Source organism: Nitrospiraceae bacterium (genome assembly GCA_020632595.1).
Taxonomy (GTDB): Bacteria; Nitrospirota; Nitrospiria; order Nitrospirales; family UBA8639; genus Nitrospira_E.
Map to the genome: position 1 here is coordinate 377627 of JACKFF010000002.1, position 18653 is coordinate 396279.

The following is an 18653-nucleotide window of genomic DNA, read 5'->3' on the forward strand; positions in this document are numbered from 1 at the left end:
GGTGTGGGGAAAACGCACGCGTCAAAATTTTGTCGATGATTTATCTCTTTAGGCACCAGGTGCAAATATTTGACACCCGGCGCGGGCTCTCACCAGGCATAGGCTTCGGGTGCGGGGCCTCCTGGTCCGGGGAAGATGGTATCTAATTTTTTTAACACCTCTTTGGACAGTGTGATGTCGAAGCTGCGCATGCCGCCCTGTAACTGGTCCAGCGTTCGGGGACCAATGATCGGTGCCGTGACGGCCGGCTGATGAAGCAGCCATGCCATGGCGATATGTGCAGGCGCCTCGCCGACTTCCCGACATAACTTTTCGTAGGCTTCCAGCCGTGGCCGGAATTTTTCCACGTTCTTGCGCAACTCTTCATCGGCCCGTCGTCCGCCGGTTGCGGGCTCCAGCGCCCCGGCCAGCAGGCCGCGCGCGACCGGACTCCAGGGAATTAGGCCAATGCCATAGGCTTCACAGGCCGGAATGACCTCCAGCTCAATCATGCGGTCATTCAGGTTGTATAAACTCTGCTCGGCCACCAGTCCCAGGAAATTCCGGTGCCTGGCCATTTCCTGCGCTTGCGCCAGATGCCATCCCGCAAAGTTACTGCTCCCGACGTATAAGATTTTCCCCTCGCGCATGAGTTGTTCCATGGCCTGCCAGATTTCCTCCCATGGCGAATGCCGGTCGACATGGTGCATCTGATACAGGTCGATATAATCGGTTTGAAGCCGGCGCAAACTGGCTTCACAGGCCCGCTTGATATGGAGAGCGGACAAACGGGATTGGTTGGGCCAGTCTCCCATCCGGCCGAACACTTTGGTGGCCAGGACCACTTTTTCCCTGCGTTGGCCTCCTTGCGCAAACCAACGACCGATGATCTGTTCGGTAATGCCTTCCCCCACTTCCCATCCATACACGTTGGCGGTATCAAAGAAATTAATGCCGAGTTCCAGTGCGGTATCCATGATCGTTCCACTGTCGGCTTCGGTGGTTTCCGGTCCAAAATTCATCGTGCCCAGACACACCCGGCTGACTTTCAACCCGGATCGCCCAAGATGGACATAGTGCATTCAGCCACTCCTCATCAAAGATGACGCATACAGCGGACAAGCATTGTCGTACTCTAGCAGGGTGTTGAAAAAGTCCGCCAGCGGCGTTCTCGCCCCTTGGCCGTGCTCATGTACTTCTCTGTACGCTCCGCCCGTCCAAGCGGCTGCGGCCTTCCCTTCGAGAAGCCTCAGGACAGGACTGGATGGGCCTTTTTGAACACCCTGCTTCGCTCATGGAAGATCGAAAAATTTTGGATCCCGAAAAGCTCTCAGACGAATGTTGAGTTTTTCAACAGCCTGCCAGCAAGAATGAAAAAATCTCTTCCGGAAGAAGGGAACTCAAATGGCGGCATGGGTCGCCGTGTGGAGCGTCCTGAATCGCCCGGACTGATCTTGGATGATTATTTTGAACTGCTTTCCCATTTGGCGTATGATGACCCCTTCTTCACGATTGTAGTGGGAGGTCCCATCCAACCCGGAGGTCCACCATGCCCACGTCGATTCAATATAGCATCGATAAGGCCGACCGCATTCGGTTTATCAATGAGGGATGGTTACAGTTTGCCTGCCAAAATGCCGGGGGACATCTGAATCGCGCGTATGTTATTGGAAAGTCCATCTGGGATTTCATCGAAGGGGAGGACCTCCGTCAGATCTACCGCCATATTTTTAAAGCCGTAAGAATGAATCAGCAGGCAGCGGTGTTCAAGTTTCGTTGCGATTCCCCGGTCTGTCGCCGCTATTTTCAACTCATGGTGTCTCCTCTTCCGGAGGAGGAACTGATGTTCTCGACTCACCCCATTCGTGTGGTTCCACGGGACCCTGTTTTGTTCCTTGATCCCGATGTCGAGAGAGGGGAGCCTTTCCTGACGATCTGTAGTTGGTGTATGAAAGTCCGTCTCCCGAACCGGGGATGGATCGAGTTGGAGGAGGTGGTGAATGCTCTTGATCTCCTTGGCAGCCCGGTTGTGCCGTCCTTGACGCATGGAATTTGTCTGGAATGTCAGAGCCATGTCGAGAAGAAGTTGAAAATCCTGAAGTGACCAGGTAGAACATCCTATGGCCCTGTTCCCGGCAAGGGAGTTTCGTGTGCTCGAAAAAATCCGACATGGTGGTGTATAGTCGTTCAGCGTATTCGTGGACAAAAGGACGCAAATCTCTGTGACCGGTTGTTCGTTGTGAGATTTATTATTGGTCAATTGGGAGGGTAGTATGGCCGTAACAAAGAAGTCGATCCGTCAAGCAGCTAGCAAACGCACTCCTTCTTCCTCAAAAAAGCAGACGCCTTCTCGCAAAAAAGGACCAGCCTCCTCCAAGAAAGGGCCCGCCTCCAAGAAAAGGACTGCCTCTCGAAAAAAGGGGATTGCCCCCAGGAAGTCCACGCGGCCTCAACGCGTGAGTGCTTCGCGTGCACCGGGAGGCATGGCCAAAACGATTGAGTCACTCAATGAACGCCTCGATATCATGCTCCCTGAAGTGATGTTCCGGATTGCCGCGATTGAGCATCTCTTAGTGAAAAATCAACTGTGCCTGTATGACGAATTGATTAATGCGCGGCAATTTATTCAGGAACAGGAACTTACGTAATCGGCATGTCCGGGCCGGAGACCGGGATCGAATGGGAACGGAATAGGCGATATTCACTCCTTGATGAAGAAGGGAAGGTTATGAGCGTCGACTTCAAGGAAACCATCGGGCACTATATGCAGCGTGATCTTGAAGGGGTGAGCGAAGACACCTCCGTGGTGAATGCGGCCAGTCTCATGGCGGCACGACGGATTGGCAGTCTCGTGGTCTATCCGGCAGAGCAGGAATCTCACCCGTCAAAAATTATCGGGCTTATTTCAGAAACCGATCTCCTTCGCCGGGTCATCGCCAAAGACCTGACTGCGGCAGGAACGACCGTGGGGCAGATTATGGCAAGCCCGTTACTCTCCATTCCCTCCGATCGCATGATGCTGGATGCCAGCCATTTCATGGAAAAGCATGGCATTCGCCATCTTTGTGTGACGGAAGGGGACGCCATTGTTGGCCTGATTTCCGTTCGTGATCTGGTGAAACATTTTGTGTATGCGGAGAAGGGCCCGATCCGGGATCTTGATGATGTGTACCGGCCTCTCAGTGTGCTGATGCGTCGGGATATTGAATCGATCGACCGGGAAGCGACCCTCATGACCGCGGCCAAGCGTATGGCCGACAAGCGGATCGGCGCTCTCATGGTGACGCAGGCCGGTGAGGTGGTGGGAATTGTCACGGAACGTGATCTGGTCCATAAGGGTATGGCTCGGAACCAGGACCTTGCCCAGACCAGGGTGGGTTCGGTGATGACGCAAACGCTGATCGATATTGATATCAACCGGACGGTGCATGATGCCAGCGATCTCATGGCCGAAAAAAACATCCGGCATCTGCCCATTACGGAAAATCATGCGATTGTGGGAATTTTGTCTGTGAGGGATCTGATGCGAATGATTTCCGTCAGGGATCGCCCCAGATTTCTCAACCAGCAATCATAGGGTTTCTCACCCATGGCCGGATTCATTCTTCAATGTAAGGAGCGCACCGATGGGGGCAACCCAAGCCTATGCCGCGTTGCAAGCCGGGGCTGTACTCGAACCGTTCAGCTTTGACCGGCGACCGGTCGGGTCGAATGACGTTCTGATCAAAATTCTGTTTTGCGGAGTCTGCCACTCCGACATTCATCAGGCGCGAGACGAATGGGGTGGATCCATCTTTCCCATGGTCCCAGGGCATGAGGTGGTCGGGACGGTGATCAGGGTGGGGGCAGATGTAAAGAAGGTTCGTGAAGGAGAGACGGTCGGCGTCGGATGTTTTGTCGATTCATGTCGTACCTGTTCCTCCTGTACCCGAGGCGTAGAGCAATATTGCGAAACCGGTATGATTCTGACTTACAACGGTCTCGACAAAGATGGCCGGCCGACGTATGGCGGCTACTCCAGCGAAATCGTGGTGCATGAGTCCTATGTGCTCAAGATTCCTCATTCTCTTTCGCCGGCAGGTGCCGCCCCGTTGTTGTGTGCGGGAATTACCACGTACTCTCCCTTGCGACAATGGGGTGTGGGAAAAGGCCATAGGCTGGCTGTGGTGGGGCTCGGGGGGCTTGGTCACATGGCCGTCAAATTTGGTAAGGCCTTTGGGGCGGAGGTCACCGTCTTGAGCCGCACGGACATGAAGCGGGGGGATGCGGAGCGTCTTGGGGCGACAGGGTTTGCAGCGACTTCGCAGGAAGGGACCTTTACGCGTCTGGCCCGCCAGTTTGATTTTGTGATTGATACGGTCTCCGGTACCCATGATTTCAATGCCTTTCTGGGGTTGCTGAAAACGGATGGAACCTACATTGTGGTCGGCGCGCCGAGCGAACCGCTCTCCGTTGAGGCATTTTCGCTTATTATGCGGCGGCGGCGGCTGGTGGGTTCTCTGATTGGCGGAATTCGTGAGACGCAGGAAATGCTGAATTTTTGCGGGGAGCATGGAATCACTTCCGATGTGGAGGTCATTCCCATGAAACAGATTAACGAAGCCTATGAACGGGTCCTGCGGGGGGACGTCCGTTTTCGTTTTGTCATCGATATGGCCTCGTTAACGAACGCGGCCACATAACGAGAGTTTCTTAAATGGTCCGGATATGTGTATCACCGGCAACGTCGCGAAGAGTATTTTTGGCGGGCCAGCCCGGTGGCAGTAAGAGGAGGAGACGGCAGTTCCCATTGCCTTTGCGAATAATGAGTGTTTGATAAATTTCCTCTTTCCCTAAAAAAGAGGGTTGCGATTCCATTAATCTCTGGTACTCTTGCTCAAAAGGGAGATTGCCATGATGGGAATAGTGGTGCATCTCGTTATCCTTCTGGTGCTGATTTTTCCGACCGACAGTCCGGCCCGCCGCGCCTCTTTCACTCCCGAACAAAAAGCACAGCTCGCCCGCATTCAAACGATCCGGGTTTCCGCCCTGGCGCTGACCGAAAAAGGTTTTATCTCGGCCGAGCCGATCTTCCAGGTGGTTCAGCGGCGATTCGAAGAGCTGGGATTTCAGGTGGTCACGGAGGCCGCTCAACCCCATGATGTGGAATTCCACATCATCTGCGAAGAGCGTAAACACCAACAAACCGTCGCACGCTTCGGCGGCGATAATGAGTTGACTGATACGCCGGACCGGCTCTGGCATGGCCCGGCCTGCCAGTTATCGTATCTCCTTGAGGGGAAGGACCTGAGCTGGCACAAAGAAGTACACCCCTCCATGGAGCCGGATGCTCATATTCTGCGAGAGGCGCAGGAGGTAGACTCCGGCGTTGCTGTTTTTGCGCAACTCACCCGTGAACTTGAACGGTTTGATTTTCCGGTTATGCTCCTCAGTGAATGGGGGCAGACCCATCGCCTGGTGTCCGTGCTGACCAATCCCGAGACGCCCCAAACCCGTCAATTGATTATTCTTGATTTGCTCCGACAGTTCCCGGATCCCGAAGCCCTTCCGTATCTCCTGAAAGAAGTTGAACGGGGGCAGGCTCCGGAGCAGGCAATTGCGGCTATTTCCGGTCTTGGACTCGAGGTCGTTCCGTACCTGCAAGGCCTGTTTGAAGGTCAGGACAGAGCGGTCTCGATTCGAGCCGCGGCAGCCAAGGGATTGGGACGGATTTTGCGAGCCGAAGGGGATCTGGAGGTGATGACGATTCTGCTGACGTATCTGTCCAACGCGACGTCGAAAATCCGGTCTTCTTCTGATATTGAATTTCCTGTCCTCACTGAAGTTGTGTGGGGTGTTGGGTCCATCCACCATAAACCAACGGTCGCACTCATCAACAATCTCCAAGACCGACTGTGGCTGATTTACGATAACTCCCCGGAGATGAAGAAACTACGGGATGTGGTCAGTGTCGTCCACAAATTCCAGGATTTCAATCAGCTTTGAAACGTGGATGCGAGTGGAGCGACGTGACAGTCGGGATTGGTTGAAGAAAGAAGGCATGCGGAGAGACTGTTGCATCATGCTCACGTTTCCCCCGGTTTCATCCCTCACTATTTTATTGCGGAGCAATCGAGAGCAACCCGGAACGCGCGTAAAAGCCTTTTCTCCCGCTTAGGTTGGGGGAAGAAGGGGCCCAGCCCATTGCCCTTGTATGCGCTGAACATCCACCAGATTATTCGGCGGACCAAGATCGGCCATGAGTTTGGTATCAATCCGGCCATGCGTCACATGCAATAGCTGTGGTTCACTCACGCCCGGCGATTTAAACCAATACCACCCGGGACAGCCAGGGGCTGTGTGATGCCAGGTTGGCACCACATGGCGCAGGTCCTGTGCCAGTTTCGCTTGAACCTGGCTCGCGTCATGCTGTCCCAATAATGATCGAATGCCCGCATACAATGCTTCCGCATGGGCTTGCAAGGTCATTGGACTGAGAATCCTTTCGTTTGAATATTCCTGAAAGATCGCCACATACCATACGCCATTTTCTTCCGGCGATTCAACGTTCGCCCTGTATCGCAACGGATCGGAAGGGCAGCCGGAGAAGAGTATTCCATATCAATTATCTGGAGAGGCTTTTGTCCGACAAACTAACGGAGCGGTATACTGCACGATTCCAAATTGGACCAGAGTGGTTCAGTAAAAAACCCGCATGGGCTAATGAGAAACAGTATAGAGGAGGCAACATGGATTGGGTGACGGTTATGGGATATGTCGCGGGGGCATGCACGACCTCGTCGTTTCTTCCGCAGGCAATTCAAATTGTAAAAACGAAACATACTAAAGATCTTTCCCTGAGTATGTATTCGATCTTAACTTCGGGTTTGATGCTCTGGAGCATCTATGGTTTGATCAATCATGATTGGCCGCTCCTCATCGCCAATCTGGTGACGTTGTTGCTGGCCGGTTGGATTTTCGTTTTGAAGCTCCGGTACGGGTAAAGGACACATAGGGGGAAATTTCGCCTTGTTTCAGACAACCGGTTTTGTATGATGGTATGGCAGAATGAGAGGGGATGAGAGCGGGTGGTAAGAAAGTGGGCAGGAAACATCGCATTAGTCTTCATGGGATGTGGAGTTGCCTTTGTTCTCGCTGAAATCGGTCTTTGGCTTTTCGGAATTTCCTACCCCTCGTTTTTTATCGCTGACAATCTGACCGGCTATGCTCACAAACCGGGGACTGAAGGTCTGTATTCTGATGAAGGTGAAGCCTACATCCGGATCAATCGTTCCGGTCTGCGCGACCATGAGCACACTCTCGAGAAGCCCGTTGGGACCTTCCGCATTGCGCTTCTGGGCGATTCCTACACTGAAGCGCTACAGGTCCCGACCGAACAGATCTATGGGGCCAGGCTTGAACACGAGCTATCAGACTGCCCCTCCCTCGCCGGGCGTCAGATAGAAGCCATGAATTTCGGTGTGTCCGGCTTCAGTACAGCCCAGGAATTGCTGGTGCTGCGTCATAAGGCTTCTCCCTATGATCCGGATCTTGTCCTGCTGGCATTGTATACAGAGAACGATATTCGTGGGAACCTGAGAGAATTGTACGGGAAAAACAACATTCCTTATTTCATCATGAACGCCGGGCATCTCGTCCTCGATAATTCCTTCCATCACACGACGGAATTTTGGTTTCAACACTTGCCGCTGAGTGCCGAGGTCTTTGAAGTCTCCCGCGTGCTACAGGTGTTTCGCCATGCCAAATACAAACTTAAATCCTTTCTGGAACAAGGGGCTCAGCAACGGCAGATGAAGGACTGGGAAGATCCCGCTCTTCGTCTCGATCAACTGGTCTATCTCGACCAGCCGGACCCATCCTGGAAACAGGCCTGGGAGATTACCGAACGATTGATCGTGCAAATGAAACGAGAGGTAGACGATGCCGGCCGCCGGTTTCTCCTTGTGAGCCTTTCGAATCCCGACCAGGTTCATCCCGACGTGCAACATCGACAGGCATTGGCCCGTCAACTTGGCGTACCGGATCTTTTGTATCCGGATCGGCGCATTCAGTCTTTGGCGAAACGGGAAGACATCGAATTATTGAGCCTGGCAGAACCGCTTGCCACCTATGCTGAACAGCATGGTGTGTTCTTACATGGATTTCAGAACACGGCATTGGGGAAGGGCCACTGGAACGCCGCCGGTCACCGGCTTGCGGGGAAGCTCATGTCTGAGAGGATCTGCCTGATGATGGAATCGATCGTTCCGGCGAAAGACTTACAGGTGGAATGACTGCGATTATTTCCACCCTCGGGGGGGTCGGATGTGACACAGATTTTTATGCATAACCTCGCTGCACTCGCCAAGACTCTTCCCGTGGAGATGCGTGCTCCCTATTCTCGTGCCTACGGCCAGGAGGCGCTCGAGATGGCCAGGTCTTACTATTTGGGGTATGACCAGTCGTCAGATTGACCTGTCCCCTCTATGCGATTTCTGCACAAGTGGGGGTGTTGGGCCGTTTGGGAAATATCATTGAACTTGAGCCAGGGCCCGTATTGGCGAATCCCTCGAAAATGCTCTCTTCCGCCTCTTCGTCGATTTCAATCTGTGAACGGATTTCACTCCGCTATCAGGTCGGTCTGAATGCACATGCCCTTTCCCGGAAGGGTATGTGATGGCCCAAGCGTTGAAGAACATCCCTGGCAGGTCAGTAAAGGTTCCGGGTGGTAAACCTGCGGCGACTGCTGCGGCGAATCTCAAACTCGTGGTGTATTGAAAGGCTTACTAACTTAGTATTGCCGTTGCCCGGGGCCAAATTATTGAGTCGTCTGACGGCAAAGCCAGGAATGTGACTAGGCTACGATCGGCAATTTGTTGCAAGGGTCTGTTGAAAAAAGCCGCCAGCGGCGTTCTCGCCATTTTTCCGTGCTCACGTACTCAGCGTACGCTCCGCGCGTAAAAACGGCTGCGGCCTTGCTGAACGGACCCTTCGGGAAGACTCAGGGCATGCTTTTTTGAACCGACCCGGAGCCTTTGATGAGTAATCTCATCCTGGGCAAATTTGTCCTTGTTAATCTTAATTATTCAACACTCCCAGCAACGTTGCTGAGACCGGCCGGGTGATTATTCGATCCGCCGAAGGAAGGGGCGGATCCGGTATCTTCCTTGTCGAGGATAATATCGAAAGCCAGGGACAGGCATTGGAGCGTATCTCTCGAAGTCCCTTATCATCGGTCTAGCGCGTGCAAGGCATGTCTCAGGTCGGCTTCTCCTTTAATATTTCTGTCGATGTCCGGCCTGCTGGGGGGCGGTAAGCGTGGTCCGAATATCCGATCAGTGCTTGAATTTTTATCTTGCAAGAATTCAGACTGGGTCTTTTTCATAATTTCTCAATGAGTTTGACGCAGGGCTGTGTAATCCTCGCACTGGCCGGGGATGATTCCCTCTGGATTCTGCCAACAACAAATGTGCTGGAGTATGGTATTCTTGAGACCCTCAAGGCATGACGTGAAAGCCATGCCTGAGGAGTGTGTGATGCAATTATCAGGGCGATGATCTCAGCTGCGCCCCTGTCCGGATAATCAATCAAGATCTTCCCTTCTTGTGTGCAAGAGGACACTCTAAGCCCTGCTATGGTTGATCCTGTACCTTCTCTCACATCCTCTCATTCCGATCGACCCCGAATCCCGACAAGTATTTGGGCGTTGGGATTGGTGAGTTTGTGTATGGATATGTCGTCCGAGCTGATTCACAGCTTGCTCCCGGTCTATATGGTGTCGGTGCTTGGTGCCGGTCTGTTGTGGGTCGGCCTCATTGAAGGATTTGCTGAAGCCACGGCCTTATTGACCAAGATGTTTTCCGGCGTGTTGAGTGATTATTGGGGGAAACGCAAGCTGCTGACGGTGATTGGCTACGGCATGGCGGCGGCGACCAAACCGTTATTTCCCTTAGCTTCCAGCCTGACTACCGTGTTTCTCGCGCGGTTTCTGGACCGCGTCGGGAAGGGTATACGTGGAGCCCCGCGTGATGCGCTGATTGGAGAGTTGGCGCCGCCGGATTTGCGCGGGACGTGCTACGGGCTTCGCCAATCGCTCGATACCGTCGGTGCGTTCCTTGGGCCGTTGATGGCTATGGGGTTGATGGTTGTGCTGGCCGATGACATCCGAGCCGTGTTATGGGTTGCCGTCCTCCCCGCGGTACTGGCCGTGTTTCTGTTGATCGTTGGCGTTCAGGAGCCTCCCTCTATTCGTCCTGAGGGAAGGTTGCAAACGGGTATTCGGCTGAATGATCTGCGGAGGCTTGTTCCGGCCTACTGGTGGATTGTTGTGTGTGGAGCCCTGTTAACCCTGGCGAGATTTAGCGAAGCGTTCCTTGTTTTGCGGGCCGAACATCTCGGGTTATCGGTGACATTTATTCCACTGGTGATGGTCGTGATGAGTGTGACCTATGCCGCGTCGGCTTATCCGGCAGGCAGGCTTGCGGATAAGATGAGTCGTCGTCCGTTGTTGGTCGCAGGATGCCTTTTCTTATTGGTGGCTGATGTGATTCTTGCTGTTGCCGGCGATGTGGTTGTGGTGATGATTGGAGTGGCGTTCTGGGGCATTCATATGGGCCTTACGCAAGGCCTCCTGGCCACCCTCATTGCGGATGCCTCACAGCCTGAGCTTCGCGGAAGCGCCTTCGGTGTTTTCAGTTTCGTCTGCGGTGTGGCACTTCTCGGTGCGAGTGTGCTGGCTGGATTCCTCTGGGACCAGTTCGGTCCCTCCGCGACCTTTCTGAGTGGAGCGGTGTTGACGGCTGTCGCTTTGTTCGGGTTTGTTCTCCATAACCCGGATACCCTTCATCCGAACCGAGGATAATGGTGCCTTGTGGTGTCACGAAATAAGGAGAAGATATGACTACCCTGTATTGGTACGCCGGCGCTGCGCTGGCGGAAATTAGCGGGTGTTTTGCTTTTTGGGCCTGGTTCCGGCTGGGGCGATCGGCGTGGTGGACGGTGCCCGGCATGGTGAGTCTGCTTGTGTTCGCTCTGTTATTGGCACGAACCGAGACTGCATTTGCGGGTCGAGCCTATGCCGCTTACGGCGGCGTATATATTGCGGCCTCTCTCTTATGGCTCCGGGGTGTTGAACAGATCCACCCTGATCGTTGGGATTGGCTCGGGGCCGGGTTATGTCTTGTCGGAGCGGCGGTGATCCTTTGGGGCCCTCGTCCCGCGTAATACATTAGAGGGCAACGGGTTGCGCGGTGGGTGGTGTTGGTCAGGTTGGCAAATGGTGAAGGGGATCTTCTGAGCGTTGACGAGGGGGTGTTTCCTTCCGCCTCGTCAACTTGCGGGTCTTCGCCGAGTGGGCACGAATGCCCTTAGCTATTTTTTGCCTTTTTTCTCGGCCCGCTTTTCCTTCATGGTTTTCGCTGGCTTCTTTTTGGTTTCTTTGCGTGCGTCCTGGCTCTTGCCCATGGTGTGCTCCTTGTGTTGTGAATGATGCGGCTTTGTAAGGTGCCGTTCGGAGGCGGATGGTAGCGAACCCGGAAGAAAAAGTATAGATGGCGTGAGGGGAACAGTCGGAAATTACAGGTGAATGAATGTGGTGGGAGAGGTTCTTGACGAAGACTCCCAGTGGATGGGGCAATGCCCGGGGTGGCGATGGAAACGTGGGCGGGCGTCATGATAGAAAATAAGGATAGTTGAGAGGGTGTCAGATATGGCTTTCGAAAGGAGGGCACGATGGCTGATCAATGGATGCTGCGTGGGGTCGAGTTTTCCAATTGCAACTGCACCTATGGGTGTGGGTGCCAGTTTCATGCCCCCTCGACCCACGGATTTTGCGAGGCAATGGGCTCGGGGCATATTGAAGAGGGGTATTTCAATGACACGCGTTTGGATGGATTGAACTATGTCATGCTTTTGCAATGGCCCGGGGAAATTGCTCAGGGAAATGGAACCCAGCAGATTTTAATCGATGCGCAAGCGGATGCCTTGCAACGCGAAGCCCTCAGAAAAATCCTCCATGGCGAGGCGACCGTTCCGGGGGCTACCCACTTTTTTGTGTTCAATAGTACGATGACCAACGTGTTGGAACCGCAGTTTGTTCCGATTGATCTCTCCATAGATGTGGAGGCAAGACAGGCCACGGTCAAGGTCCCGGGCTTGGTGGAATCGAAGGGGACACCCATTTCCAATCCTCATACCGGAAGAGACCATCGTGCGAGAATTCATTTGCCGGAAGGATTTGAATATACCGTAGCCGAAGTGGGCAATGGGTCGACCAAAGCTCAAGCCGGGATTACGTTGAACCTGTCTGATAGCTATGGGCAATTTAATATTCTTCATATGAATCAGGATGGAGTCATTAGAGCCTGATTGTTGAGCGATGCATCTATCCTTGTGAATGACTTCTTTTTCGGCCACCATCATTTTCCGCCATCTTGAATGTGCAGAGTGTTGACGACGCTGTGTTGGGTCTCCCGGTTTGGCTCAGGATAGCCCCCATGTCGTAATCTTGACCGTCGCGCCCACCCGGACTTTGCCCTTCTGGTCAGGAAGGGAACCTTCTCTCAGACTCATCAGGCCAAGGTGTCCGCCTCCCGGTTATTCAACCTCCCTGTCAGTTGCTGATTGTTTCAGGGGTTCTTATAGTCCGTTTCCATGAGTCCCTCTCCCCTTCCGTCATTGCCTAGGTTACCCACGCGTGATCGAATCACGATTCTCTCAGCCCTGGTTGGCGTGATTGTTCTGGCTTGGGCCTATGTCCTGTATCTCCGGGCGAAAATGCCCATGATGCATGCTGATGCGCCCGTGGCGATTATACCGTTGCATCCATGGAGGCCCGTGGACTTTGTGTTTGTGTATCTGATGTGGGCAGTCATGATGGTCGGGATGATGCTGCCAAGTGCCGTCCCGATGACCTTGTTGTATGCAGGCATGGTTCGCAAGGCCGAGCGGCAGGGTTCACCCATGGCTCCGACGGGGGCGTTTGTGGCCGGGTATTTATTTTTATGGTGTGTCTTTAGTCTAGGCGCGACTGTCGTGCAGTGGGGATTGCATGAAACGGCCATGCTCTCGCCCATGATGGTGGCCAAAAGTCATGTTGTCGGTGCAGGGCTCTTGATGGTCGCGGGTCTGTATCAACTGACCCCGTGGAAGGCTGGGTGCTTAGATCATTGCCGTGCACCTGCTCATTTTTTTGCCAAGCATTGGCGACCGGGTGTTCGCGGCGCCTTTCGATTGGGACTTCATCATGGGGCGTTTTGTCTGGGTTGCTGTTGGGCCTTGATGGGGCTGTTGTTTGTGGGTGGGGTGATGAATGTCCTCTGGATTGCGGCAATAACGGCCTTTGTGTTGTTCGAAAAGGTGTTGCCGGTCGGCGCCTTGAGTGCTCGCTTGAGATGGGCGGCCGGGATCGGCCTGGTTGTGAGTGGGGTGGGGGTGTGGGTTCTGGCCTAACGGGTTGTCCGTTTTGAGGATGTGCCCCTTCCACGACGGCTCGATTACTTTGTGGGTGAATCGGGTGTCACAACGACTACGCCGTCTTCGGTGACGGGAAAGCGTTGGCGATCGTGATGGAGGTCATGGCCGATGATGGTATCGGGAGGAATGACGACACCCTTATCGATGATGGCCCGGCGGATACGGGATCGCTCCCCGATTTTGACATTTTCCATGATGACGGAATCGTGGACTTCTGCATGATGCTCTATGTGGACGTTTGGTGAGAGCACGCAATTTTGCACCAGGCTTCCGGAGATAATGCAGCCGCCTGAGACGATGGAATCCAGTGCCAGGCCTCTGCGCCCTCCCTTAAACTCATCGGCAAAGACAAATTTGGCGGGCGGGTATTGGCCCTGGTAGGTACGGATGGGCCAGGCTTCATCGTAGAGGTTGAGGTGGGGGTCAACCCCGACGAGATCCATGTTGGCTTCGTAGTAGGCGTCCAGGGTACCGATGTCCCGCCAGTACTTGACCTCTTTTTTGTTTTCATCTTCAAAATTATAGGCAAAAACTTTTTTGTTGTTTTGTATCATGTTGGGAATAATATTTTTCCCGAAGTCATGGGCCGTCGCCATTCCGGAGTCTTTGCGCAGTTCCTCATAGAGATGGTCTGTCCGGAAAAGGTAGATGCCCATGGAAATAAATGCATGGGTTGGATCGTCAGGTACGTGAAACGGGTTGGCCGGCTTTTCCTCAAACCGTGTCACCCGGTTTGAGGGATCCACCCCAAGGACCCCGAACTGCCGAGCTTCTTCAACCGGCCATTCAAGGGCGCCCACGACGGCATCCGCCTCCGTTTTTTGCATGAACCTGAGCATGTCGGCATAGTTCATTTTGTAAAGGTGATCTCCGGCCAGCACCAATAAAAACTTCGGGTGTTCCTGTTCCAGCAAAAACAGGTTTTGATGGACGGCGTCGGCTGTGCCCCGGTACCACTCGGCGTTGATGCGTTGTTGCGGTGGGATGGAGAAGATGAATTCACCCAGCTCCGGGTTGAAAATCGACCATCCTCTCCGGATGTGGCGGTCCAGCGAGTGGGATTTATATTGAATGAGCACGGCAATTTTGCGTAGCCCCGAGTTGAGGCAATTGCTCAGGGTCACGTCGATGATGCGGTATTTGCCCCCAAAGGGCACCGCAGGTTTGGCGCGGTGTTGGGTGAGCGGGAGGAGCCGTTCGCCACGCCCGCCGGCAAGGATCATGGTATAAATATCAATCATAAGGGGGAAAGTATGATATCAAATGGCCGGGATGGAAGGAATGGGTTGCGTCCCGGCCGTGGCTTGGCGCGCAAGCCCTGGGCTTGCAATGGAGTTTGGGTGAGCTGGCCCGGGTTTGCCTGATTTATGCTGGCTTCGCCTTGGCCTTGAGGAGTGCGGTGATGGCTGCCTCAAGGTCTGATGGGTCTGTTGAGGGGGCATAGCGTTCTTTGACCGCACCGGTCTGGTCCACCAGAAATTTCGTGAAGTTCCACTTGATGGCCTCCGATCCGAGTACGCCGGGTGCCTCGGCTTTGAGATGTTTGAAGAGGGGATGAGCATCGGGCCCATTCACGTCCACCTTGGCAAACATCGGAAAAGTCACACCATAGTTGGTTTGACAGAACGCGAGGATTTCTTCGTTCTCCCCCGGGTCCTGGCTCCCAAACTGATTGCAGGGAAATCCGAGGATCTCCAGTCCTTGTGCATGATATTTTTTATAGAGATCTTCCAACCCCTGAAACTGAGGGGTGAATCCGCATTTTGAGGCCGTATTGACGATGAGTAACACCTTACCCTTTTTGGTGGCGAGGGACTCTTCTTTACCCTGAATGTTCCGGCAGGTCATGTCGTAAATCGTGCTCATGGGCTTTATCCCCTTACAGTGGTTGAGTGGATCAATGGTTGTGGTGTGACATGTGAATGGACATTCAGCTGCCAATTGTAACATTCGAATACCGGGTGGGGCACGCGAGGGGAGACGGAAAATTTGACAGGATAGGGATTGTCCTGTAACCTACCCTCTGTTCATGTCGATTCGGTCCGACGACGGGAACATTCAATAAATCTTCGGGCCCCGCGATCGTATCGCGACCAGATCCTGCTCGGAGCGGACTTCCCACCTGATTCTGCTTCACTCGGTTTTCTGAACCCGCTTACATACGATCCTTGTAACAAAAGGAATAGTTTTATGTCTTCAACTGCGTTGTCACAGTTTGGTGCGCTTGGTGTGTCTGCTACTTTGGTTGGGGTGTTGAATAAGCTCGGTTTAACGGAACCGACCCCGATTCAAGTTCAGGCCATCCCTCCGGCTCTGGAAGGCCGGGATGTGCTGGGCTGTGCCCAGACCGGCACCGGAAAAACCGCCGCCTTTGTCATTCCTATCATTGAACGATTGGTAGATGGTCCTAAGGGCCACCCTCGCGCGATGATTTTAGCGCCAACCCGGGAGTTGGCATTTCAAATTCAAGAGACGGTTGATAAGTTCGGGCGTGTGCGCGGGATTTTTGCGACCACGCTGGTGGGTGGTGCTGATATGCATGCGCAAGTCCGCGGCTTACGGCAACGTCCCGATATCATCGTCGCGACGCCGGGTCGTCTCCTTGACCATATGTGGCAGGGGACGGTTTCGTTTGCCAAACTTCGGATGGTGGTCCTCGACGAAGCCGATCGGATGCTTGATATGGGGTTTGCGCCTCAGCTCAATCAAATCATTGAGGCGTTGCCGGAAACCCGGCAAACCTTACTTTTCTCGGCAACGATGCCGAATAATTTGGCTGATTTGGCTCGGATGTCTCTCAACGATCCGTTTAAGGCCCTGGTCGCGAAATCTGCCACACCGGCTGAAGGCGTCACCCATACGGTGCATCACACTGCCAATTCCGATAAAACCTCTCTGCTGCTGTCTATTTTAAAGGAGACAGAGGGGTCGGTCCTGGTCTTTACCCGGACCAAACATCGTGCCGATCGGATCGGGGAAACCCTGGAAAAGGTCGGTTGTCGCGTGGCGGTATTACATGCCGGACGACGGCTGCCTCAACGCCGTGCGGCCCTGGAAGGCTTTCGCCGGGGGCGGTTTGAAATTTTAGTTGCGACCGATATTGCCGCTCGCGGGTTGGACGTGGACAATATTCAACACGTGATTAATTATGATTTGCCTCATGTGCCGGAAGATTATATCCATCGTATTGGTCGGACGGCGCGCAAGAATACCAAAGGGTGGGCTACGAGTTTTGTGACCGGTGAGGATAATCGTTCGTTACGCATGATAGAAAAATTGCTGGGAAAAGCGGTTCCCTGCGCTCCTGGAAGCCGTCCGCCAATGCCGGCCATTGCACCCGAGAGACGCGGGCCACGGCCTAATTCCACGGGTAGAGGATTTGGTGCGCCTCGATCCGGGAGCCCTGCGAGACATGACCGACCGGCTATTCGTCGGCCGCGTCCGTCGACCCTCGCTTCCTAACGCTTCTCGCACAGACTCTTTTAATATTTGTAAAAGAGTCTTAGGAGTTTTCCTGAAGCCCGGATCATTCTGGTCCGGGCTTCATGGTTTTTGAAATGTCTCCGTCTCTCCACTTCTCGTTTTCTACCAAGTCGTGCTTCCATATCCTTCCTGGGCATTTGCCTGAACCGTAAGTGCCTGGGTCGCGCTTTCCGTTTGAAACAATACCGTGCTTGGGCCTCGCACCGCGCCGGTAGTGGTTAGGGGCCCAAATGGGAAAACTGTTGTGGCCACTGTCTGTTCCAGCTTTGGTTCTGGAAAGACTTATGGATGAGAGTAGATGGTTCCTTCCGCCCTCATCGAGAAAGGGAAGATTTTACTATGAGTTTTCCACTAGAATTTGGTGATCGGACGTCTTTTTTTACTTTTTCAAGGAGGTGCTGACGATGCGTGTCCTAACCTGGATCACTCGACTGAGTGTTAGCCTGTTGTGCCTCGGACTTGTCGCGGCTTGCGCTTCTCATTCATCCGGAAAGACCAATCCACATGTGGCGGAAGCCGTTACGCATGCACAGGAAGCCGTCGATCATGGCGGCATGGGGCATGCCGATGCGGTCGTGACCCATGCAAAAGCTTCCCTTCAACATGCGCAGGCTGCGAAAAAGGACATGACGAATCCTCACCTTGATGCGGCCATCTCCGAATTAGGGGAGGCTATTACACATGGTCAAGCCGGACATGCTGATGTGGCAACCGGTCATGCCAAGTCTGCGGTGACGCATTTAAAAGAAATTAGTGGAATGACACCCACCGCCGGAGGGTATTATTGAAGGGATTGTCAGTTTTATGTTTCTGCGAGTAGCGCAGTAATGATACCGGGGATACAAGAACCCCGCCGATTCCGGCGGGGTTCCTGTTGACAAATATGCCCAACCTCAGGGAGCAGTGGCATTTTTGATATCCAAAATTTTCACATCAAAGTAAAGCGTTTTCCCTGCTAAGGGGTGATTGAAGTCTAAGACGACCACTTGTTCTTTGACTTCCGTTACTGTCGGGTGGACGACACGGCCTTGTCCGTCCTTTCCTTGTAATTGCACCCCGACCTTCCGTGCATCAGGTGGAATTTGGTCAATGGGCACTTCCTGAATGGCCTGAGGGTCGACCTTGCCATACCCCTGTTCCGGGGCGACGGTGACTTGTTTGCGTTCTCCCGCCTTCATTCCATCCAGGGCCGTTTCCAGGCCAGGAATAATTTGGTGAGATCCCTGAGTAAATGTCAGAGGTTCTCCTCCTACGTTGGAGTCGAGCACCTCTTTGTTTTCCAAGGTCAACGTGTACTCCATTGAGATGGACTTTCCTTCAGAAACGGTCATGGGCGAGCCTCCCTCTTGAGAATCTGCCTGCGCAGACGTGGTCATCGCTGAGGCCACCAGCAAGGAGCAACATACAACCCGGGCTAATACATGCAGTGCCATAAGACTGATCCTCCGCAAAAATTATTGCTGATATAACAGTTGGCTGGAAAAGAGGGCGGTTGAAAATGAGGGGGTTAATAACCGGACGCTTCCAGGCTGTTGGTGAACGAATGATGTAATTTATCAGAAAAATAAATAGCTTGGCTATGAGATCGGAAAATATCCTGTTGCCCTATTCCATATCAGGGCTTGACTCCTCCCCGGTATCCATTGAGCATAGGAAATCATGAAAAAAAGAGGCCAGGAGGGTGAAGATTGGAGTATGGTTTGCTTTCTTTGACTGTTGCTGGGCTGCCAACCCCGATA

General features: G+C 53.5%; 20 protein-coding genes. 14 read left to right on the forward strand and 6 right to left on the reverse strand.

Annotation, left to right across the window (positions count from 1 at the left end; genetic code table 11):
* Window positions 1-89 precede the first annotated feature (89 nt).
* The gene (locus tag H6750_06730) at window positions 90-1061 is read right to left on the reverse strand and encodes an aldo/keto reductase (GenBank protein MCB9774007.1); all 972 of its coding nucleotides are present in this window, start codon (window positions 1059-1061) and stop codon (window positions 90-92) included.
* 467 nt (window positions 1062-1528) lie between these two features.
* On the opposite strand from H6750_06730, the gene H6750_06735 reads away from it, so the two are divergent.
* From H6750_06735 to H6750_06750, 4 genes are all read left to right on the forward strand, one after another.
* On the forward strand, window positions 1529-2083 hold the full coding sequence (locus tag H6750_06735) for a hypothetical protein (protein MCB9774008.1): 555 nt from the start codon (window positions 1529-1531) through the stop codon (window positions 2081-2083).
* A 379-nt stretch (window positions 2084-2462) separates the two neighbouring features.
* Window positions 2463-2627 (forward strand): hypothetical protein, encoded by a 165-nt coding sequence (locus H6750_06740; GenBank protein ID MCB9774009.1) that lies wholly within the window; start codon window positions 2463-2465, stop codon window positions 2625-2627.
* Between the two features lie 80 nt (window positions 2628-2707).
* Complete coding sequence (locus H6750_06745) at window positions 2708-3556, forward strand: CBS domain-containing protein (protein MCB9774010.1); 849 nt, start codon at window positions 2708-2710, stop codon at window positions 3554-3556.
* 49 nt (window positions 3557-3605) lie between these two features.
* On the forward strand, window positions 3606-4661 hold the full coding sequence (locus H6750_06750) for an NAD(P)-dependent alcohol dehydrogenase (protein ID MCB9774011.1): 1056 nt from the start codon (window positions 3606-3608) through the stop codon (window positions 4659-4661).
* A gap of 10 nt (window positions 4662-4671) precedes the next feature.
* Here H6750_06750 and H6750_06755 read toward each other — a convergent pair whose 3' ends face one another.
* Window positions 4672-4836: a hypothetical protein gene (locus H6750_06755; GenBank protein MCB9774012.1), complete on the reverse strand. Its 165-nt coding sequence runs from the start codon at window positions 4834-4836 to the stop codon at window positions 4672-4674.
* 36 nt (window positions 4837-4872) lie between these two features.
* On the opposite strand from H6750_06755, the gene H6750_06760 reads away from it, so the two are divergent.
* Complete coding sequence (locus tag H6750_06760) at window positions 4873-5964, forward strand: HEAT repeat domain-containing protein (GenBank protein MCB9774013.1); 1092 nt, start codon at window positions 4873-4875, stop codon at window positions 5962-5964.
* 168 nt (window positions 5965-6132) lie between these two features.
* Here H6750_06760 and H6750_06765 read toward each other — a convergent pair whose 3' ends face one another.
* Window positions 6133-6447: a hypothetical protein gene (locus H6750_06765; GenBank protein ID MCB9774014.1), complete on the reverse strand. Its 315-nt coding sequence runs from the start codon at window positions 6445-6447 to the stop codon at window positions 6133-6135.
* Window positions 6448-6707: 260 nt separating this feature from the next.
* Between H6750_06765 and H6750_06770 the strand changes: the two genes are divergently transcribed.
* The 7 genes from H6750_06770 to H6750_06800 all read left to right on the forward strand — a co-directional run bounded on the left by H6750_06770 (window position 6708) and on the right by H6750_06800 (window position 13407).
* Window positions 6708-6962 (forward strand): SemiSWEET transporter, encoded by a 255-nt coding sequence (locus tag H6750_06770; GenBank protein ID MCB9774015.1) that lies wholly within the window; start codon window positions 6708-6710, stop codon window positions 6960-6962.
* A gap of 84 nt (window positions 6963-7046) precedes the next feature.
* Window positions 7047-8252 carry an SGNH/GDSL hydrolase family protein gene (locus H6750_06775; GenBank protein MCB9774016.1) on the forward strand — a complete coding sequence of 402 codons (1206 nt, stop codon included), beginning with the start codon at window positions 7047-7049 and terminating at the stop codon, window positions 8250-8252.
* 33 nt (window positions 8253-8285) lie between these two features.
* The gene (locus H6750_06780; GenBank protein MCB9774017.1) at window positions 8286-8432 is read left to right on the forward strand and encodes a hypothetical protein; all 147 of its coding nucleotides are present in this window, start codon (window positions 8286-8288) and stop codon (window positions 8430-8432) included.
* 1160 nt (window positions 8433-9592) lie between these two features.
* Window positions 9593-10819: an MFS transporter gene (locus tag H6750_06785; GenBank protein MCB9774018.1), complete on the forward strand. Its 1227-nt coding sequence runs from the start codon at window positions 9593-9595 to the stop codon at window positions 10817-10819.
* 35 nt (window positions 10820-10854) lie between these two features.
* Entirely contained in the window at window positions 10855-11181 is a 327-nt protein-coding gene (locus H6750_06790) for a YnfA family protein (GenBank protein MCB9774019.1), read from the forward strand.
* A 507-nt stretch (window positions 11182-11688) separates the two neighbouring features.
* On the forward strand, window positions 11689-12324 hold the full coding sequence (locus H6750_06795; GenBank protein ID MCB9774020.1) for a DUF1326 domain-containing protein: 636 nt from the start codon (window positions 11689-11691) through the stop codon (window positions 12322-12324).
* 285 nt (window positions 12325-12609) lie between these two features.
* A complete protein-coding gene (locus tag H6750_06800; GenBank protein MCB9774021.1) occupies window positions 12610-13407 on the forward strand; it encodes a DUF2182 domain-containing protein in 798 nt (265 codons plus the stop codon).
* A gap of 44 nt (window positions 13408-13451) precedes the next feature.
* Here H6750_06800 and glgC read toward each other — a convergent pair whose 3' ends face one another.
* Together glgC and H6750_06810 are read right to left on the reverse strand one after the other, a co-directional pair.
* A complete protein-coding gene (glgC, locus tag H6750_06805) occupies window positions 13452-14672 on the reverse strand; it encodes a glucose-1-phosphate adenylyltransferase (GenBank protein MCB9774022.1) in 1221 nt (406 codons plus the stop codon).
* 124 nt (window positions 14673-14796) lie between these two features.
* Window positions 14797-15297 carry a glutathione peroxidase gene (locus H6750_06810; protein MCB9774023.1) on the reverse strand — a complete coding sequence of 167 codons (501 nt, stop codon included), beginning with the start codon at window positions 15295-15297 and terminating at the stop codon, window positions 14797-14799.
* A gap of 324 nt (window positions 15298-15621) precedes the next feature.
* Here H6750_06810 and H6750_06815 point away from each other — a divergent pair, with 324 nt between their 5' ends.
* Both H6750_06815 and H6750_06820 read left to right on the forward strand, forming a co-directional pair.
* Window positions 15622-16893, forward strand: coding sequence for a DEAD/DEAH box helicase (locus tag H6750_06815; GenBank protein ID MCB9774024.1), 1272 nt, complete (start codon window positions 15622-15624; stop codon window positions 16891-16893).
* 425 nt (window positions 16894-17318) lie between these two features.
* A complete protein-coding gene (locus H6750_06820) occupies window positions 17319-17702 on the forward strand; it encodes a metal-binding protein (protein ID MCB9774025.1) in 384 nt (127 codons plus the stop codon).
* Window positions 17703-17807: 105 nt separating this feature from the next.
* Here H6750_06820 and H6750_06825 read toward each other — a convergent pair whose 3' ends face one another.
* Window positions 17808-18347 carry a peptidylprolyl isomerase gene (locus tag H6750_06825; GenBank protein ID MCB9774026.1) on the reverse strand — a complete coding sequence of 180 codons (540 nt, stop codon included), beginning with the start codon at window positions 18345-18347 and terminating at the stop codon, window positions 17808-17810.
* Between the last annotated feature and the right edge of the window lie 306 nt (window positions 18348-18653).

Bases quoted from the DNA above. Each gene is read 5' to 3' on its own strand.
- H6750_06750 (MCB9774011.1), top strand. From the start codon at position 3,606: ATGGGGGCAACCCAAGCCTATGCCGCGTTGCAAGCCGGGGCTGTACTC.
- H6750_06810 (MCB9774023.1), bottom strand. From the start codon at position 15,297: ATGAGCACGATTTACGACATGACCTGCCGGAACATTCAGGGTAAAGAA.
- H6750_06735 (MCB9774008.1), top strand. From the start codon at position 1,529: ATGCCCACGTCGATTCAATATAGCATCGATAAGGCCGACCGCATTCGG.
- glgC (MCB9774022.1), bottom strand. From the start codon at position 14,672: ATGATTGATATTTATACCATGATCCTTGCCGGCGGGCGTGGCGAACGG.
- H6750_06815 (MCB9774024.1), top strand. From the start codon at position 15,622: ATGTCTTCAACTGCGTTGTCACAGTTTGGTGCGCTTGGTGTGTCTGCT.
- H6750_06785 (MCB9774018.1), top strand. From the start codon at position 9,593: ATGGTTGATCCTGTACCTTCTCTCACATCCTCTCATTCCGATCGACCC.
- H6750_06765 (MCB9774014.1), bottom strand. From the start codon at position 6,447: ATGACCTTGCAAGCCCATGCGGAAGCATTGTATGCGGGCATTCGATCA.
- H6750_06825 (MCB9774026.1), bottom strand. From the start codon at position 18,347: ATGGCACTGCATGTATTAGCCCGGGTTGTATGTTGCTCCTTGCTGGTG.
- H6750_06770 (MCB9774015.1), top strand. From the start codon at position 6,708: ATGGATTGGGTGACGGTTATGGGATATGTCGCGGGGGCATGCACGACC.
- H6750_06790 (MCB9774019.1), top strand. From the start codon at position 10,855: ATGACTACCCTGTATTGGTACGCCGGCGCTGCGCTGGCGGAAATTAGC.
- H6750_06800 (MCB9774021.1), top strand. From the start codon at position 12,610: ATGAGTCCCTCTCCCCTTCCGTCATTGCCTAGGTTACCCACGCGTGAT.
- H6750_06760 (MCB9774013.1), top strand. From the start codon at position 4,873: ATGATGGGAATAGTGGTGCATCTCGTTATCCTTCTGGTGCTGATTTTT.
- H6750_06755 (MCB9774012.1), bottom strand. From the start codon at position 4,836: ATGGAATCGCAACCCTCTTTTTTAGGGAAAGAGGAAATTTATCAAACA.
- H6750_06820 (MCB9774025.1), top strand. From the start codon at position 17,319: ATGCGTGTCCTAACCTGGATCACTCGACTGAGTGTTAGCCTGTTGTGC.
- H6750_06730 (MCB9774007.1), bottom strand. From the start codon at position 1,061: ATGCACTATGTCCATCTTGGGCGATCCGGGTTGAAAGTCAGCCGGGTG.
- H6750_06795 (MCB9774020.1), top strand. From the start codon at position 11,689: ATGGCTGATCAATGGATGCTGCGTGGGGTCGAGTTTTCCAATTGCAAC.
- H6750_06745 (MCB9774010.1), top strand. From the start codon at position 2,708: ATGAGCGTCGACTTCAAGGAAACCATCGGGCACTATATGCAGCGTGAT.
- H6750_06740 (MCB9774009.1), top strand. From the start codon at position 2,463: ATGGCCAAAACGATTGAGTCACTCAATGAACGCCTCGATATCATGCTC.